This window comes from Thiocapsa roseopersicina (assembly GCF_900106925.1).
In the GTDB taxonomy this organism is placed as follows: domain Bacteria; phylum Pseudomonadota; class Gammaproteobacteria; order Chromatiales; family Chromatiaceae; genus Thiocapsa; species Thiocapsa roseopersicina.
In genome coordinates this window covers 96402-112680 of the sequence record NZ_FNNZ01000003.1, presented here as the reverse complement: position 1 = coordinate 112680, position 16279 = coordinate 96402, and the positions used below count along the sequence as shown (strand labels likewise).

The window sequence follows — 16279 nt, the reverse complement described above, 5'->3', positions numbered from 1 at the left end:
TTATCCGCAAGGCTCTTGCTTCCCGCCGCCTGGTCCTCGATACCGGCTGAGCGCTGCTGCCCCGTCGGTAGACACCCGACCAACGTTGCAATAGCAAATAAGCACAGCGATAGGACAATGAGACGGGCGTCTCGTGATAAAGCTCTCGAATAAATTCTCATGGCGCTCCCGGGGCTCTTTCTCGAGTCTTGCCGAAGGGCAAGACCACGCATGTTCATTCGCGCGGGTTGCAGATTAAAGAGTATGGAGCAACGGAGCGACCGACGCGTGGACCCGCAGCATGGCGCTATGGGCCGACCGTCCATCCCCCTTCCCGCCTGTTCTCATATCGGATGGATCGAGCCGCTCCAAGGCGGCCTTGGAATTGCCTTCCGGATCGCTTGGGCTCGATTCGAGCCGAACGATTCTTGGGGTCAATTTAGCAAGCCAAGCGATCCATGTATTGTCGCTGGATGACAGGATTTATGACTGAAACTGTCGTTCAGAAATAGCTAATATTCAGTCGGGCGGCGAAATGAGATCGGTCGACACGGGTGCCGAGAAAGCGGATATGGATGAAATGGACTGCGCGAAGGAGAGGTGGCGCCTTGGCGGCGCCGATCGCTTTAGGAAGAGGATTCCGAAGGGTGCTCGCTTCGACGTCTCAGGCTGCGGGGGGATACACCGAAATGCTTTCGGAAGGTTCTGCTGAAATGGGCTTGATCATTAAAGCCCCAGGCATAGGCGATCTCGCTGATCGTACGCTGAGCGGAGCCATCCTGTGTCAATTCGCGATAGCACTGCTCGAGACGCTGAACCCAGACCCAGCGCATCAAGGACATCTCCTCGTTGGCGAACAGACGGTGAATCTGCCGCGGGGACAAACCCACAGCCTCGGCGATGAGCTCGACGCTGAGCTCGGGATTGCCGAGATTGAGCCGTGCGAATGTCTTGATCCTGTCTTGGTGGTGAAAGGACCTCTGAATACAGTCCGAGTTGACGGGAACGGCGCAGCAGATCACGGCGCCCATTAGGTCCACGATAGCGTCGGCGAGCCCCTCACTGCCGGAATCCGCCAAAGAGCCGCCCCAGCGCTTGAGCGAGAGCACCGTGTCCCGGAACACCGCCGGCACGCCGATTCGGCTGTCGATCGGGGTGAGCAGCGCGGCTCGCCAAAGTGGAAACCGGCCGGCGATCTCCTTCTCCGGGACATTGACCAAGATCGACTCGAAATAGGACGCCTGCTCAAGCATCAGGGGTCGACTGCCGCGCACCAGACATAAATCGCCGGCGGAGAGGTCAGCCGCACGATCGCCTTGCTCGATCGACGCGCGTCCTCGAAGCTGGAGGAATGCAGTGATTTGACCGGGATGCTCACGCCCGTCGGTGATCAAGGACAGCGGCCGACCGGCTGCCTCGACGATCTCGATCCTTCCGATAGTTCGGGCGCTGAAGGCACGGCGCGCATGGCCGTCGACGTCCTCAGGCGGGGCGGAGTCGATCTCGCAAGCCTTCTCGAGCGACTTGACTAAGCGCGGACCCCTAGCAGATGCCGACCCATGATCGAAGGTACCCGAGCAAGCGGACCTGAAGGATGGCTCCAATCTCATCGTACCCCGACTCGCGATCAATGCTGTCTATAGAGGAATAGTCCTACAGAGGTAGGAGCACTGTCAACTTTAGTTGTCATTGATGATTGTCAATTTTAGTTGACGCTTATGTTCGCGAAAGGCAGCACGACACGCTATAGAGCTTGACCGAAGCGTCGCCCCCGGTCTGGTCGCGGGTGAGGTTGAAATCACCGCCCGGGTTCCTGACTCTTTCACGGGCGTAGGATGCCCCCGAATCTGTCCGAAACCATGTGAGGAGATCACCGATGAAGACGAAGAAAATCTCCAGGCTGCCCGTCACGGCCCTGTTGATCGCCGCCGGCCTGACCCTCGGCGCACCGGGCGCTGTCGGTGCGGTCGAGCGCACCCCGGCACCCGAGGACGCTCGTGCCTACATCATTACGCCCGAGGACGGGTCGACCGTGCCGCAAACCTTCGTGGTGCGATTCGGACTCACGGGGATGGGAGTTGCGCCGGCGGGAGCCGATCTCCCCAAGACGGGACATCATCATCTGCTGGTCGACATGGACAGCCTGCCGCCGCTCGATCAACCGATCAGCGCCGACATCCTGCACTTCGGGGGCGGCCAGACGGAGACGCAGGTCACACTGCCGCCGGGCGAGCACACCCTGCAGATCATCCTGGGCGACAAGAACCACATCCCGCATGATCCGCCGATCATCTCGGAGCGGATCACCGTAACGGTCGAGTAGACCGACCGCCGCAGGCTCTCCGTGCGCCAAGGACCGGGCGCCCGGCGGGGTTCGCACCAACTGCGATCGGCGCGTCGACCCGCCCGAGACCGTCGCGAGAAGCCGACCGGATGCTGTTGGCCTAGCGGTCGGTGCCCATCACCAAGCGTTCGACGTCGGCGATACGGATCTCTCGGCCGTCCGAGGTCACGAATCGCCGGCCGTCGACGCTGCCGCGTCGGACCTCGTAGTGCGTGACCTCTCCCGTGTTGGCATTGACGACCTGAACAGGGATGATCTCCCGATCGCGGTCCCAATCCCGAACAAGAAGCGACAGACTCCCGATCAACATGATCCCGAGCAGAACATAGGCAAGCGGGCGGATCAGCGCCGGGGGGATCAGCGGCGGACGCGGCGCCACGAGGCCGGCGGCCTCGCGAGAGCGCATGATGCGTGCGCGGATCACCAGATAGGCCCCGAAAACGACGGCAGCGGTAAGGAGGAGTTTCCAGATCATGGCGTTTACGTTAGCACGACAGGCCGGTTGGGGCAGCCCATACGCGCGCTGCGGGGTCTCGGCCGCCGACCGCAACAGACGGCCCCGCTGCCGCAAGTCCGGAGCGCAGGCATCATGAAGGACTACGTTCCGACTCTGATTCTGACAGCAGCGCTGTCGCTTACTGGCTGCACGGAACCTGCCGCGCCGACGGTGAATCTGCACCGGGCGGTCGAGATCGGAGACATCGACCAGGTCTCGCGTCACATCTACTGGAAAAGCGACCTCGATCTGCCCGATGCGCACGGCGACCCGCCGATGCACGTCGCCGCGCGCGCCGGTCGCGTCGCGATCACGCGGGAGCTCGCCCGCAACGGCGCGGACATCGGGGCGCCGAACGCCGCCGGAAAGACGCCGCTCAACGTTGCGCTCGAGCACGGGCGCACGCAGGTCGCGAGCATGCTCATCGACCAAGGCGCGCCGCTCGATGCACAGGCGACGCTGGTCGGGTTGGTCGAGACGGGCGTGCTCGACCGCGATTCCTTGAATTTCCTCCTCAATGCAGGTGCACAGCTCGACAGACCCGATCCGAACGGGGATGCGCCGCTGCATGTCGCCATCCGAAACGGGCACCTCGAGACGGTACGGCGACTCATCCTCGCGGGTGCCGATGTGAATCAAGCCGCCGGTGACGGTCGCTTGCCGCTGCGGATTGCGCGAGAATCGGCGCCCGGGCGCGACGCCCGGTTTATCGTTTCGACCCTCGAACGCAACGGTGCGAGGGCCGACCCACCCCCTGACAGACACGCACAGGAGCGCCCGCATGGCCGAACGGATCGAAGATCTGACGGTAAACTACACGGAAGACGGTATCGACACGACCAAGGAGATCGACAAGGTCGTCCTCTCCAAGGGAAGTTGGACCACGATCCTCTTTCGCTATCAGGATTGGGACCGCGCCAAGGAGGCGTACGGTGCGGACAAATATACGATTCGCCGCTATCAGAAGCGCGGCGGCGAGTACCGACAGCAGTCGAAGTTCAACATCTCCAGCCGCGCCCAGGCCCAGGCACTCGTCGAGGCCCTTCAGGGTTGGCTGACCGACGACTGATCGGGCTGGAAGGCTGAGCACCGGTGAGCGAGACCGGTGACCGAGACCGGGGACGGCCGATGACTGTAGACATGGAGCCGCGACAGTGGCACCACTCGAGTGTCGCCGAGGCGATCGAGGTGCTGGACGTGGATCCCGCTCGGGGTCTCTCCACGGACGAGGCGGCCGTGCGACGTCGCCGTCACGGCGAGAACGCACTCGCCGAGACCAAGTCGCGCCCACTCTGGCTCAGATTCCTGGATCAGTTCAGAAACCTGCTGGTGATCGTCCTCCTCTTCGCGGCCTCACTGGCCTGGACGATCGGGGATCTGAAAGACGCCGCGGTCATCCTGATCGTCGTGATCCTCAATGCCGCGCTCGGCTTCTATCAAGAGTACCGTGCGGAACGCACCCTCTCCACCCTGAAGGCGATGGTCGCCGTCCGGGCTCGCGTGCGCCGGGACGGCCGGATCAGCGAGGTCGACGCGGCCGAGCTGGTGCCCGGCGATCTTGTCATGCTTGAGGCAGGCGATCGCGTGCCCGCGGACGGACGCCTTCTCACGGCGCCCAACCTGGAAGTCGACGAGGCCGCCCTGACCGGCGAATCCCAGCCGGTCGGCAAGAGCACTCAGGCCCTGGACGCAGCCGATCCGCCGCTGGCCGAACGCCTGAACATGCTCTACATGAACACCGTGGTGACGCGCGGTCGGGCCGAGATGCTGGTCGTCGGCACGGGCATGACCACCGAGATCGGCCGGCTGGCCGGGCTGATCGCCGAGACCCCGGAGTCCGGAACCCCGCTTCAGCGCCAGCTCGATACGCTCGGCAAGCGCCTGGCGGCGCTCGCCGGGGTGATCGTCACCCTGATCTTCCTCCTCGACCTGTCGCGCGGACTGCCCTGGACGCAGGCCGCGATCACCGCCGTCGCGCTCGCGGTGGCTGCGATCCCCGAGGGCCTGCCGGCCGTCGTGACTGTGACCCTGGCGATCGGCATGTGGCGGATGGCCCAGAACCGGGCGATCCTCAAGAAGCTCTCGGCGGTCGAGACCCTGGGCTCAACCACCGTCATTTGTTCCGACAAGACGGGCACGCTCACACTCAACCGGATGACCGCGCGAGCCGTCTGGCTTGCGGGCGCGCGATTCAGCGTCGACGGCGACGGCTACGGGACCGAAGGCGCGATCCTTCGGAGTGATCCGAGCGGGCCGAGCGCGCCGAACGATGAGATCGATCCGATCGACTTAGGCCGCCCCATGGCGCTCTGCAACGAGTCGCGCGTGCGCGACGGCGAGCTAATCGGGGATCCCACCGAGGGCGCCCTCTGGGTTCTCGCACGCAAGGCCGGTCTCGACCCCGAATCCGAGCAGGCTCGCCGCCCGAGAATCGCCGAGATCCCGTTCGACTCGGCCCACAAGTTCATGGCGACCTTTCACCATGCCGGCGATCAGGTCGAGTTGTTCGTCAAGGGTGCGCCGGACGTCCTGCTCGCCCGCGCCTCGCACTGGCTGACCGCGAGCGGCGAGCAACCACTCGACGCCCCGACCCGCGAGCGCATCGAGGCCGAGAACGAGCACCTCGCGAGCCAAGCGCTGCGGGTGCTCGCCGTGGCACGACGGACCATCCCGGCCCGTGATTTCGACCCCGCGGACGATCTGTGGCGATGGGCCGAGGGCTGGACCTTTCTGGGGCTCGCCGGTCTGATGGACCCGCCGCGCCCGGAGGCCGCCGAGGCCATTGCCCGCTGTGGGCAGGCCGGCATTCAGGTGAAGATGATCACGGGCGACCACAAGCTCACCGCCGAGGCCATCGGGCGCGAGCTCGGGCTGACGGGCGAGGTCGTCACCGGCGCCGAGCTCGACGCAATGGACGAGGCGACACTCGGGCGGCGGATCCAGGACATCGGCGTCATCGCGCGGGTCTCGCCGGCCCACAAGGTCCGCATCGTGAAGGCGCTCAAGGCGCGCGGCCATGTCGTCGCCATGACCGGCGACGGGGTAAACGACGCGCCCGCGGTCAAGGCCGCGGATATCGGCGTCGCCATGGGTCTGACAGGCACCGCCGTCACGCGCGAGGCCGCGACCATGGTGCTGATGGACGACAACTTCGCGACCATCGTCCGGGCGGTCGAGGAAGGACGCGTCATCTTCGACAACATCGTGAAGTTCGTGCGATTTCAGCTCTCGACCAACATCGGCGCCATCCTGACGGTGCTGGCGGCGACCCTGATGGGGATGCCGACACCCTTCACCGCGATCCAGCTTCTCTGGATCAATATCATCATGGACGGCCCGCCCGCGATGACACTCGGCGTCGAGCCGGCGCGCCCCGACATCATGCGGGCTCTGCCCCGCCGACAGGACTCTCAGATCCTCACGCTGAAGCGCTCGGCCCTCCTCGGCCTCTACGGCATCACCATGATGGTCGGCACCCTCTGGCTGTTTCAGGATGCCTTGGCCAGCCACGGCGAGGCCTATGCCCTCACGCTGGCCTTCACTACCTTCGTGCTCTTTCAGTTTTTCAATGTCTTCAATGCCCGCAGCGAGCACGGCAGCGCCTTCAACACCCACTTCCTCGCCAACGGCAAACTCTGGCTGGCGCTCGGAGCCGTCCTCGCACTCCAAGTCCTGGTCGTGCATTGGCCCGAGGCTCAGACCGTCTTCGGGACTACTCACCTGAATGCCGAGGACTGGCTCAAGGCCGCGCTCGTGGCCTCCAGCGTGCTCCTGCTCGACGAGGCCAGGAAGGCGGCACAGGCGATCGCATGGCGGACGAGACGGAGGAGCGATTCAACAGGTGCGCCGAGCTGAGCTTGCGGATTCCGCCGTGGGCCGCGGGGACGCGGGGCTCGCTTTGATCACGCCGGCCCGGCACTGAGCCGGCTGGATCGTCAAGACGCGCACCAAGCGCTCGGCTGATCCTGCTCCAGGATCAATGTCCGGTCGGCGAGCGACTCGCAGACCCCGCGGATGCTTGCGTGGACCAGATCGGGATGGTTGTTGGTCTCGCTGACGTGCGCGACGCAGAGCTGCGCGATGGCGCGGTGCGGCAAGGCATCGAGGAGACGAGCGGCCTGCAGGTTGCTGAGATGGCCGAAGTCGCCGGCGACACGCCGTTGCAGGCTCGGCGGATAAGGTCCGCGACGCAGCAGCTCCGGATCATGGTTGAGCTCCAGGATCAGCGCGTCGCAATCCTGAAGGACCTCCGTCATGTGGGGTGTCACGCAGCCTGCATCCGTCAGCACCCCGAGGCGACGCCCGTCGGCCTCGAACAGGAACTGACAGGGCTCGCGCGCATCGTGCGGAACGGGATAGGAGCGGATACGCAGGCCGTCGATCAACATCGACTGCCCCTGACCGGAGAGCAGCCGCAACCTCGGGATCTCCGGAGCGCCCACCGCCCGCCAAGTCCCGGGCGTTGTCCAGACCTCCACGCGATGCCGCCGCGCGAAGGACCAAACACCCTTCACATGGTCGCCGTGCTCGTGGGTCAGAAGCAGGACATCAATGCTGTTCGGCTCGACATCGACCGACCGAAGACGTTGATGCAGCTCGCGTAGGCTGAATCCGTTGTCGACCAGAACGCGGCACCCTGCGCTTTCCACCAACGTGGCATTGCCGCGGCTGCCGCTGCCGAGAGAGCAGAAACGCACGTCGGCCCGCGTCTAAACCGCGTCCAGAGTGAAATGCAGCATTTTCATTTTGTGTTCAGCGTCGGAGATTTCCTTGACCTCGGCGAGACGCGGTTTAAATTTTGATGTTTATTAAAATCTTAAACCGCGCCGTTTCCGGCGGCAGTTGGTTGCGCCTAGGCTGATCCGATCCGAAAAACATCGCATACCGCACTGGGTGCGGTTTAACGCATTTGCTCCTTCATCAGCGTCAGGATTCGTTGGCTCGACTCGGAGGTATCGGGTTTCCCGCTTGCATCCAGCACGGTCACGCGCGATTCGGTCTCGCCTCCCTGCACTCGCACCTGATACTGCTTGACCGGATCGACCTCGTTCTTCTTCCAGAACGCCATCCGCGAGAGGAGGCCGGGGCTCTTGTCGTCGGACGCGCCGTCCTGCCCTGCGTAGCGGACATAGTAGATGCCGCTGCTGAGGTCGCGATCCTCCACGGCGAATCCGGCGCGATCCAGGGCCGATCCGGCCGTTCTCCAGGCGCGCCGGAAGTCCTCCTGGATCACCAGGGTCTGCGAGCCGCCTTCGCTGACCAGGCGAGCACCGACCGGTTGCATGGCAAGGCCGCTTCCGGCGCCGCCGGAGCTGCCCGCGGAGACGGGACCCACGGCCGCGGCACGTTGCTCGGACGCACCCAGAAACACCATGAGGCGCCTCAGCATCTCGGCTTCCTTGCCGGGATCGGTCCCGCTGGGCTCCCAAATGGTTCGGCTTCCGTCACCGATGGCGTTGGTCACCAGACGCTCCTCCATCCCGCGATGCGTGAGATGGATATCGGTGGTGCCCGATGCCGTACCGGGCTCGATGCGCACGCTGTACTGATCGCGCGTCGAGGTCGCGTAGACGCCTTCGACGACCTTGCTGATCATTCGCGTGACGAAATCGCGCCGGATCTCGGCGCGGTTGTCCAGCCAATCGGTACGCATCACGCCGACCGACGGATTCTGCTCCACCAACAGGATGCCCTGCTCTCGCCAAAAGGAGATGACCTTGGGCCACACCTGCTGCGGCGAGGCCTGAACCTCGAGCCAGCGCTCGGAGTCGCGCCGCCTCAACTCCACATTGGGTGTCTCGGGGAGGACCTCGCCCGAAGCCGCGACGCGCTGGCGTTGCTCACGACTCCCGCTGTACTCCGAGAAGGTCGCCCCGCCGGCGGGCGGAATGTCCAGGGCATCGTCGAACCGCCCGGCAGTCAGATCCGGCGGAATCTCGAGATTCTCGCCGGCCTCCTGCTGCTTCTTGTAGGCAAGTCGCTGATCGGGGATGGCGTCGTTGATGACACTCGAGCCGCAACCGGTAAGAAGCAAAGTCAGCGCCAAGCCGGCGCACACGCCACCGGTCAGCCAAAAACGTGGTCTCAAGGTAAGCGACCTCTTTAGTCGATTGCGCATACGCCACTGCTCGGGCGGATCGGCGCTGCAAAGTGCGTCAGAGCACACCCGCCTGCTCCATCGCGGCACGTACGCATGCATGATGCTCGCCGGAGAGCCAGGTGAGCGGGAGACGAATCCCTTTCGCGCACAGCCCCATCTCCGCAGCGCCCCATTTTACCGGGATCGGATTGGACTGTACGAACAGGTCGTGATGCAGGGCATCAAGCCGCCGATTGATGGCCTCGGCATGCTCGCGATCGCCCGCAAGCGCCGCGTCGCACATGTCCTGCATCAATCGCGGGGCCAGATTCGAGGTCACCGAGATGACCCCGTCGCCGCCCATTAGCATGAACTCGCATCCGGTCGCATCGTCTCCGCTGTAAAGAGCAAATCCGTCGCCGCAGCCGGTGCGCAACCGCCCGACACGGGTCAGGTCGCCCGTCGCGTCCTTGATGCCGACGATGTTGTCGATCGGCGCGAGCCGAGCCACCGTCTCGGGCAACAGATCGCAGGCCGTGCGACTCGGCACGTTGTAGAGGATCTGCGGGATATCGACGGCCTCGGCGATCGACCGGTAATGGAGATACAGCCCCTCTTGGGTGGGCTTGTTGTAGTAGGGCGTCACCAGAAGGGCAGCATGTGCACCGGCCTCCTTGGCGCAGCGTGTCAGGTTGATGGCCTCGCGGGTTGAGTTTGCGCCCGTGCCCGCGATGATGGGGATCCTGCCGGCGGCAAACTCTAGCGTCTTGCGAATGACGGCGCAGTGCTCCTCCTCATCGAGCGTCGCCGATTCTCCGGTGGTCCCGACAGCGACGATGGCCGTGGTCCCCGCGTCGACGTGGAGGTCGACGAGACGCTGGAGGCTCGCGTCGTCGATGCCCCCGTCCTCGTGCATGGGGGTGATGAGGGCAACGATGCTGCCGCGAAACATGTCCGACTCCGTTAGGCGAAAACCCTGATGGTAGTACGCGAGACGGCGCCGGCACAACCGAGATGATCGGGCCAGAGACGCTCAGACAAAGACACTTTGGCACCAGCTCAGCAGGGTCGCGGGGAAGAGACCGAGCGCCAACAGGGAGAGGCCGTTGAGACTCATGGCGAAACGCACGCCGCCGCTGGTCGTCAGGACAGGCATGTCCGGATCCGGCTTGTCGAAATAGATGACCTTGACCACGCGCAGATAGTAGAAGGCGCCGATGATCGAGAAGGCAACGGCGACCAAGGCGAGCCAGACCAGATCGATGCGCACGACAGACTCCAGCACCAGCAGCTTGGCCATGAAGCCGACCGTCGGCGGGACACCGGCCATCGAGAACATCACCAGCGCCATCATGGCCGCGTACCAGGAATCCCGGTCGTTCAGTCCCTTCAAATCATCCAGATTCTCCGCATCGAAACCTTTGCGGCTCAGGATCAGCAGGATGCCGAAGGCACCGGTGGACATGACGGCATAGACGATCGCGTAGAACATCGCCGAGGCGTAGCCCTGCGCGGAGCCGGCCAAGAGCCCCAGAAAGATGAAACCGACGTGCGAGATGGTCGAGTAGGCCAGCATGCGCTTGATGTTGGTCTGCGCGATCGCGACCAGATTGCCCAGACCCATGGAGAGCACGGCGAGGATCAGGAGCATCCCCTGCCAATCCGGCTGAATCGCCTCCAGTCCATCCACCAGCATGCGAATCGCCAACGCGAAGGCCGCGATCTTGGGCGCGCTGCCGAGCAGCAGGACGGCCGGCGTAGGCGCGCCCTCATAGATGTCCGGGACCCACATGTGGAAGGGCACGGCCCCGAACTTGAAGCCCACGCCGATGACCAGGAAGACGACACCGAAGACCAGGACCTTGTTGTCCATCCCCTGCTCGGCCACGGCCTGTGCGACCGGGCCGAACTCGATCGATCCGGTGGCGCCGTAGATCATGGACACGCCGTAGAGGAGCATTCCGGAGCCGAGTGCGCCCAGCACGAAATATTTCATCGCCGCTTCGGCGCCCTTCTTCGAGTCGCGATCGAAGGCGACCAGGGCATAGAGCGAGAGCGCCTGCAGCTCGAGACCCAGATAGATGGTCAGGAAGCTGTTGGACGAGACCATGATCAGCATCCCGAGGATCGCAAAGAGCCCCAGGACGTAGAACTCGCCGACAAAGAGTCCGCGATCCTTCAGCCAGGGCCGCGCATAGACGAATGCGAGCAGGCTGACTACCAGGATCGCGCCCCTGAGTAGGTCGGTCAGGCCGTCGCGCACGACATTGCCGTCGAAGACGATGCGCGCCTCGCCGCCGCCCACGGCGCCGGTTAAGCCGATCGCGACCAGCAGACCGATCAGGGTCAGGGTATGGTTGATGTCCTTGTCCTTCTCCTTGAGATAGAGATCCAGCACCAGCACGACGCTGGCGGTGACCAGGATCGCGATCTCCGGCAGGATGGGGAACAGATTGGCGGCGTCGAATGGCATGTGAGAATTCCGATTAAACCGCGCCCGGTGCGGCATGCGTCGTTTGGCGGATTGGCTTGGCCACGCCAGCTCCGGAAACTGTCGGAGCCGGCGCGGTTTAAAGTATTAAAAAATATTAAAGGTTAAACCGCGTCCCCACAAAGGCCGGAAAAATCCTTGGGCCCGATACAACATGAAAATGACGCATTTCACTCTGGACGCGGTTTAAGTGAGACCCGCGCCGGAGCGCATCCCCGAGCGCAGCCCCAAACACATCTTTAGGGCTGTTCAGTCAGACCGGCCACGGATGCGGGCACCGCAAGGACGCAGTCCGCCGCCTCGGAGGCCGGCAGCTTGCACTCGCCGACATGGGCGACCAGGTTCTCGACCGAGGCGTGCATCACCTCCATCAAGGGCGCAGGCCAGATCCCGAGGGCCAAGACCGCGACGGCCAGCACTCCGAGATTCAATGTCTCGCGGCCATTGAGATCCTGCAGCCCGGCCACCTTCTCGTTCTTCACCTCGCCGAAGATGACCCGCTTGACCATCCAGAGGGTAAAGGCCGCAGCAAGGATCAGCGTGGTCGCAGCCAGGAAGGCCCACCAGAAATCGGCCCGGAAGGTTGCAAGGATCACCATAAACTCGCCGACGAAACCGGAGGTTCCGGGCAGGCCCGCATTGGCCATCGCGAAAAAGACGACGAAGGCACCGAACCAGGGCATCGTATTGATGACACCGCCGTAGTCGGCGATCTCGCGCGAATGCACGCGGTCATAGAGCACGCCCACACAGAGGAAGAGCGCGCCCGAGATGAATCCGTGCGAGATCATCTGCACCATTCCGCCCTCGATCCCCATCACCGCCCCGCCGGCGACCTCCGGGTTGCGAATGATGGTGAAGACGATAAAGAAGCCGAGTGTCACGAAACCCATGTGCGCGATCGACGAATAGGCGATCAGCTTCTTCATGTCCTGCTGAACCAGGGCCACGAATCCGATGTAGACCACTGCAATCAGGGACAGCGCAATGATCATCCAATCGAGCGAGGCACTGGCGTCCGGCGTGATCGGCATGGAGAAGCGCAGGAACCCGTAGCCGCCGATCTTCAGCATGATGGCGGCCAGGATCACCGACCCGCCGGTCGGCGCCTCGACATGCGCGTCCGGCAGCCAGGTGTGGACCGGGAACATCGGCACCTTCACCGCGAAGGCAAGCAGGAAGGCGACGAAGATCAGGATCTGGGCGGTCATGCCCAGCTCCAGATCGTGGAAATCGAGGATGCTGAAGCTGTCGGCCTGGAAGTACATGTAGATCAGCGCGACCAGCATGAAGACCGAGCCGAAGAAGGTATAGAGGAAGAACTTGATGGTCGCATAGACCCGATTCGGTCCGCCCCAGACCCCGATGATGATGAACATCGGGATCAGCATCGCCTCCCAGAAGACATAGAAGAGGATGGCGTCGAGCGCCGAGAAGACGCCGACCATCACGCCTTCCATGATCAGGAAGGCCGCCATGTAATGCGACGGCTTATAGGTGATGACATCCCAGCCCGCGATGATCACGAAGATGGTGATGAAGGTCGTCAGGATGATCAGCGGCATGGAGATGCCGTCGACGCCGAGGTAGTACTCGACATTGAAGGTCGGGATCCAGGCCGCACGCTCCACGAACTGCATCTGCCCGCTGCCGGCGTCGAAACCCGTCCAAAGGCCGAGGCTGATCGCGAAGGTCAGGATCGCGAAGGCGAGCGCGATCCACTTGGAGATGTCTGAGCCTCGGTCGCCGCTCGCCAGCACGGCGATACCGCCGATGATCGGCAACCAAATGACCAGCGTCAGGAGAGGGAACTCGTACATGCGGGGCGTCTCCTTCCGCTTAGAGCACGACGAAGATCGTCAAGAGCCCGACGAGCCCGACGATCATCGCAATCGCGTAGTGATAGAGGTAACCGGTCTGCAGGTGCCGCGCGCGCTGCGCCAGCGCCGCAACCCGATGCGCCGATCCGTTGACCACGCCGTCGTCGATGATGGCGCGATCGCCGCCGAGCCAGAGCACCCGCCCGAGCATTCGGCTTCCGCCGGCGAAGACCTTCTGATTGAAGTCGTCGAACCCGTATTTGGACTGCAGGACCTTGGTCACAGGGCCGCCCATCGCCTGCAGCTGATCGTCGATCTTCGGATTCTTCGCGAAGGTGAACCACCAGACGACAGCCGCCAGGAGCAAACCACCCATCGCAAGGAAGAAGGGCGGCATGGTCATGCCGTGCAGGACGAAGGCCCACTGGCCGTGCCAATGCTCGCGCAGCGTCTGCAGGGTGTCGTGCTCGGGCGCCACGACGATGGGGTTCCAGTCGCCGGTCGCGAACCAATTGGTCACCAACAGCGGCTCGACGACCAGCCAGCCGAGCACCACCGAGGGGATCGCCAGCAGCACCAGCGGCAAGGTGACCACCCACGGGGTCTCGTGCAGATGGTGCCGGGTGTGCTTGTCCATCCGCGGCTTGCCGTGGAAGACCAGGAAATACATGCGGAAACTGTAGAGCGCCGTGACGAAGACGCCGATAGTCAGCAGGAGCGAGGCATACCCGGAGCCGTAGAGCGTCGAATGCCCCACCGCCTCGATGATGGCGTCCTTCGAGAAAAAGCCGGAGAAGGCAGGGAAGCCGATCAGGGCCAGCGAGCCAATCAACGCGGTGATCCAGGTGATCGGCATGTAACGACGCAGGCCGCCCATCTCGCGGATGTCCTGCTTGTGATGCAGGGCGATGATCACCGAGCCGGCGGCCAGGAACAGCAGCGCCTTGAAGAAGGCGTGGGTCATCAGATGGAACATCCCGGCGGCATAGGCCGAGGCGCCGAGCGCCGTGACCATATAACCGAGCTGCGAGAGGGTCGAATAGGCGACCACACGCTTGATGTCGTTCTGCACCAGACCGATCAGGCCCATGAAGAACGCCGTGGTCGCGCCGATGATGAGAATAAAGCTGAGCGCCGTCTCCGACATCTCGAACAGCGGCGACATGCGCGCCACCATGAAGACACCGGCAGTGACCATGGTCGCGGCGTGAATCAAGGCCGAGATGGGCGTGGGGCCTTCCATCGAGTCCGGCAGCCACACATGCAAAGGGACCTGTGCGGATTTGCCCATGGCACCGATGAAGAGCAGGATGCAGATCAGGGTCATAAGCGAAACGCCGCCGAACAGCGCAACCTGCGTCTCGGCATGCGCGGGCGCCGCGGCGAAGACCTCGACATAGTCCATGCTGTTGAAGTACATACCCACCGCGGCAATACCGAGGATAAAGCCGAAGTCGCCGACGCGGTTGACCAGGAAGGCCTTCATATTGGCGAAGATCGCCGTCTCGCGCGTCGACCAGAAGCCGATCAGCAGATAAGAGACGAGACCCACCGCTTCCCAACCGAAGAAGAGCTGCATAAAGTTGTTGGACATGACCAACATCAGCATGGAGAAGGTGAAGAGCGAGATGTAGCTGAAGAACCGCTGATAACTGTTCTTGCCGGTCAGCGCGCCTTTCGGCCAGTTGTGCTCGTCGTCGGCCATGTAGCCGATCGTATAGATATGGACCATCAAGGAGACGAAGGTTACGGTCGCCATCATGAGCGCCGTGAGCCGATCGACCAGGAAACCCACCTCGAAGCGGATCCCGTCCGAGACCATCCAGGTGTAGACGGCCTCATTGTAGACCGGCAGATCACCCCAGATGAATCGCGCGAGCACCATGAGCGACAGCGCCGTGGAGAGCCCGACGCCGGCGATGGTCACCGCATGTGCGCCCTGCCGGCCGATTCGGCCGCCGAAAAAGCCGGCAATGATGGCGCCCAGGAGTGGCGCAAGCACGATGGTCAGGTAGACGTTTTCCACTGTTTAGTTCGCTCTCTCGCTTGATGTGATCCGGATCGACCCGCCAGTCACGCAGACGCGTTGACGCCGTCCGCGCTATCCCTTGAGGCTGTCCAGATCCTCCACGTTGATCGTCTGCCGATTACGGAAAAGCACCACCAGGATCGCAAGCCCGATCGCAGCCTCCGCCGCCGCCACCGTCAGGATGAAGAAAACGAAGACCTGTCCCGTCATATCCCCGAGAAAATGGGAAAAGGCGACGAAGTTCATATTCACCGCGAGCAGCATCAGCTCGATGCACATCAGCAGCAGGATGACGTTCTTGCGGTTCAGGAAGATCCCCGCGACCGCCAGCATGAAGAGCCCTGCGGCCAGGATCAGATAGTCTGAGAGCGCGATCATTCGGTCGATTCCTGTGGTGCAGCCGAGGCAGCGACGGCCGGAACCGCGGTACTCTCGGAAGGCATCTTGACGATACGAATCCGGTCCGGACCCTTCTTGACTCTGACCTGCTTCGCGGGATCCATATACTTGGTATCCGGCCGACGACGCAGGGTCAAGCGAATCGCGGCGACAATGGCGACAAGGAGGATGACGGCAGCGATCTCGAACGGATAGACATAAAGGGTGTACAGCAGCAGACCGAGCTCTTCGGTATTGCTCACGTCGGGGCCCGCCGGCACGGGCGACGGGAACTGCTGCAATCCGAAGTTGGCCGGCCCGACGATCAGGAAGATCTCGAGGGCAAGCACGACCGCAATCAGCGCACCGATCGGCAAATAGCGAATAAAGCCCGCGCGCAGTGTCGCGATATCGACATCGAGCATCATGACCACGAAGAGGAAGAGCACCATGACCGCGCCGACATAGACCAGAACCAGCACGATCCCGAGGAACTCCGCTTCGAGTAGGATCCAGAGGGCCGCGCTGCTGATGAAGGCCAGCACCAGATAGAGGACGGCGTGGACCGGGTTGCGACGCGTGATCACCATCCCTGCAGCGACTAGGGTTATGGCCGCGAAGACATAAAAGAGGAATTTTTCAAAGCCCATGATTCATCCGAAT

At 63.2% G+C, this 16279-nt stretch carries 12 protein-coding genes and 1 pseudogene; 4 read left to right on the top strand and 9 right to left on the bottom strand.

Annotation, left to right across the window (positions count from 1 at the left end; genetic code table 11):
• Positions 1-605: 605 nt before the first annotated feature.
• A complete protein-coding gene (locus tag BLV04_RS04655; RefSeq protein ID WP_093028620.1) occupies positions 606-1589 on the bottom strand; it encodes a helix-turn-helix domain-containing protein in 984 nt (327 codons plus the stop codon).
• 266 nt (positions 1590-1855) lie between these two features.
• On the opposite strand from BLV04_RS04655, the gene BLV04_RS04650 reads away from it, so the two are divergent.
• The 4 genes and pseudogenes from BLV04_RS04650 to BLV04_RS04630 all read left to right on the top strand — a co-directional run bounded on the left by BLV04_RS04650 (position 1856) and on the right by BLV04_RS04630 (position 6674).
• Positions 1856-2302 (top strand): DUF4399 domain-containing protein, encoded by a 447-nt coding sequence (locus tag BLV04_RS04650; protein ID WP_093028618.1) that lies wholly within the window; start codon positions 1856-1858, stop codon positions 2300-2302.
• A 610-nt stretch (positions 2303-2912) separates the two neighbouring features.
• Positions 2913-3434: pseudogene (locus tag BLV04_RS04640) on the top strand (ankyrin repeat domain-containing protein); the annotation flags it as partial.
• Between the two features lie 166 nt (positions 3435-3600).
• Complete coding sequence (locus tag BLV04_RS04635) at positions 3601-3888, top strand: hypothetical protein (protein ID WP_093028616.1); 288 nt, start codon at positions 3601-3603, stop codon at positions 3886-3888.
• A gap of 59 nt (positions 3889-3947) precedes the next feature.
• Entirely contained in the window at positions 3948-6674 is a 2727-nt protein-coding gene (locus BLV04_RS04630; protein ID WP_245731716.1) for a cation-translocating P-type ATPase, read from the top strand.
• An 80-nt stretch (positions 6675-6754) separates the two neighbouring features.
• Here BLV04_RS04630 and BLV04_RS04625 read toward each other — a convergent pair whose 3' ends face one another.
• The 8 genes from BLV04_RS04625 to BLV04_RS04590 all read right to left on the bottom strand — a co-directional run bounded on the left by BLV04_RS04625 (position 6755) and on the right by BLV04_RS04590 (position 16266).
• Positions 6755-7516 (bottom strand): MBL fold metallo-hydrolase, encoded by a 762-nt coding sequence (locus BLV04_RS04625; protein ID WP_093028612.1) that lies wholly within the window; start codon positions 7514-7516, stop codon positions 6755-6757.
• Between the two features lie 203 nt (positions 7517-7719).
• Entirely contained in the window at positions 7720-8907 is a 1188-nt protein-coding gene (gene bamC / locus BLV04_RS04620) for an NlpB/DapX family lipoprotein (protein ID WP_093028991.1), read from the bottom strand.
• 67 nt (positions 8908-8974) lie between these two features.
• Positions 8975-9850: a 4-hydroxy-tetrahydrodipicolinate synthase gene (dapA, locus tag BLV04_RS04615; protein ID WP_093028610.1), complete on the bottom strand. Its 876-nt coding sequence runs from the start codon at positions 9848-9850 to the stop codon at positions 8975-8977.
• A gap of 81 nt (positions 9851-9931) precedes the next feature.
• The gene (gene nuoN, locus BLV04_RS04610) at positions 9932-11371 is read right to left on the bottom strand and encodes an NADH-quinone oxidoreductase subunit NuoN (RefSeq protein WP_093028608.1); all 1440 of its coding nucleotides are present in this window, start codon (positions 11369-11371) and stop codon (positions 9932-9934) included.
• 257 nt (positions 11372-11628) lie between these two features.
• Positions 11629-13209, bottom strand: a complete 1581-nt coding sequence (locus tag BLV04_RS04605) for an NADH-quinone oxidoreductase subunit M (protein ID WP_093028606.1) — start codon at positions 13207-13209, stop codon at positions 11629-11631.
• Positions 13210-13228: 19 nt separating this feature from the next.
• The gene (gene nuoL / locus BLV04_RS04600; protein ID WP_093028604.1) at positions 13229-15235 is read right to left on the bottom strand and encodes an NADH-quinone oxidoreductase subunit L; all 2007 of its coding nucleotides are present in this window, start codon (positions 15233-15235) and stop codon (positions 13229-13231) included.
• 75 nt (positions 15236-15310) lie between these two features.
• A complete protein-coding gene (gene nuoK / locus BLV04_RS04595) occupies positions 15311-15616 on the bottom strand; it encodes an NADH-quinone oxidoreductase subunit NuoK (protein WP_007190921.1) in 306 nt (101 codons plus the stop codon).
• Positions 15613-16266: an NADH-quinone oxidoreductase subunit J gene (locus BLV04_RS04590; protein ID WP_093028602.1), complete on the bottom strand. Its 654-nt coding sequence runs from the start codon at positions 16264-16266 to the stop codon at positions 15613-15615. Before BLV04_RS04590 ends, nuoK begins: the two co-directional genes overlap by 4 nt.
• Between the last annotated feature and the right edge of the window lie 13 nt (positions 16267-16279).

Coding starts and splice junctions, on each gene's coding strand:
- dapA (WP_093028610.1), bottom strand. CDS start 9,850: ATGTTTCGCGGCAGCATCGTTGCCCTCATCACCCCCATGCACGAGGAC.
- BLV04_RS04605 (WP_093028606.1), bottom strand. CDS start 13,209: ATGTACGAGTTCCCTCTCCTGACGCTGGTCATTTGGTTGCCGATCATC.
- BLV04_RS04590 (WP_093028602.1), bottom strand. CDS start 16,266: ATGGGCTTTGAAAAATTCCTCTTTTATGTCTTCGCGGCCATAACCCTA.
- nuoK (WP_007190921.1), bottom strand. CDS start 15,616: ATGATCGCGCTCTCAGACTATCTGATCCTGGCCGCAGGGCTCTTCATG.
- BLV04_RS04655 (WP_093028620.1), bottom strand. CDS start 1,589: ATGAGATTGGAGCCATCCTTCAGGTCCGCTTGCTCGGGTACCTTCGAT.
- BLV04_RS04635 (WP_093028616.1), top strand. CDS start 3,601: ATGGCCGAACGGATCGAAGATCTGACGGTAAACTACACGGAAGACGGT.
- nuoN (WP_093028608.1), bottom strand. CDS start 11,371: ATGCCATTCGACGCCGCCAATCTGTTCCCCATCCTGCCGGAGATCGCG.
- BLV04_RS04630 (WP_245731716.1), top strand. CDS start 3,948: ATGACTGTAGACATGGAGCCGCGACAGTGGCACCACTCGAGTGTCGCC.
- BLV04_RS04650 (WP_093028618.1), top strand. CDS start 1,856: ATGAAGACGAAGAAAATCTCCAGGCTGCCCGTCACGGCCCTGTTGATC.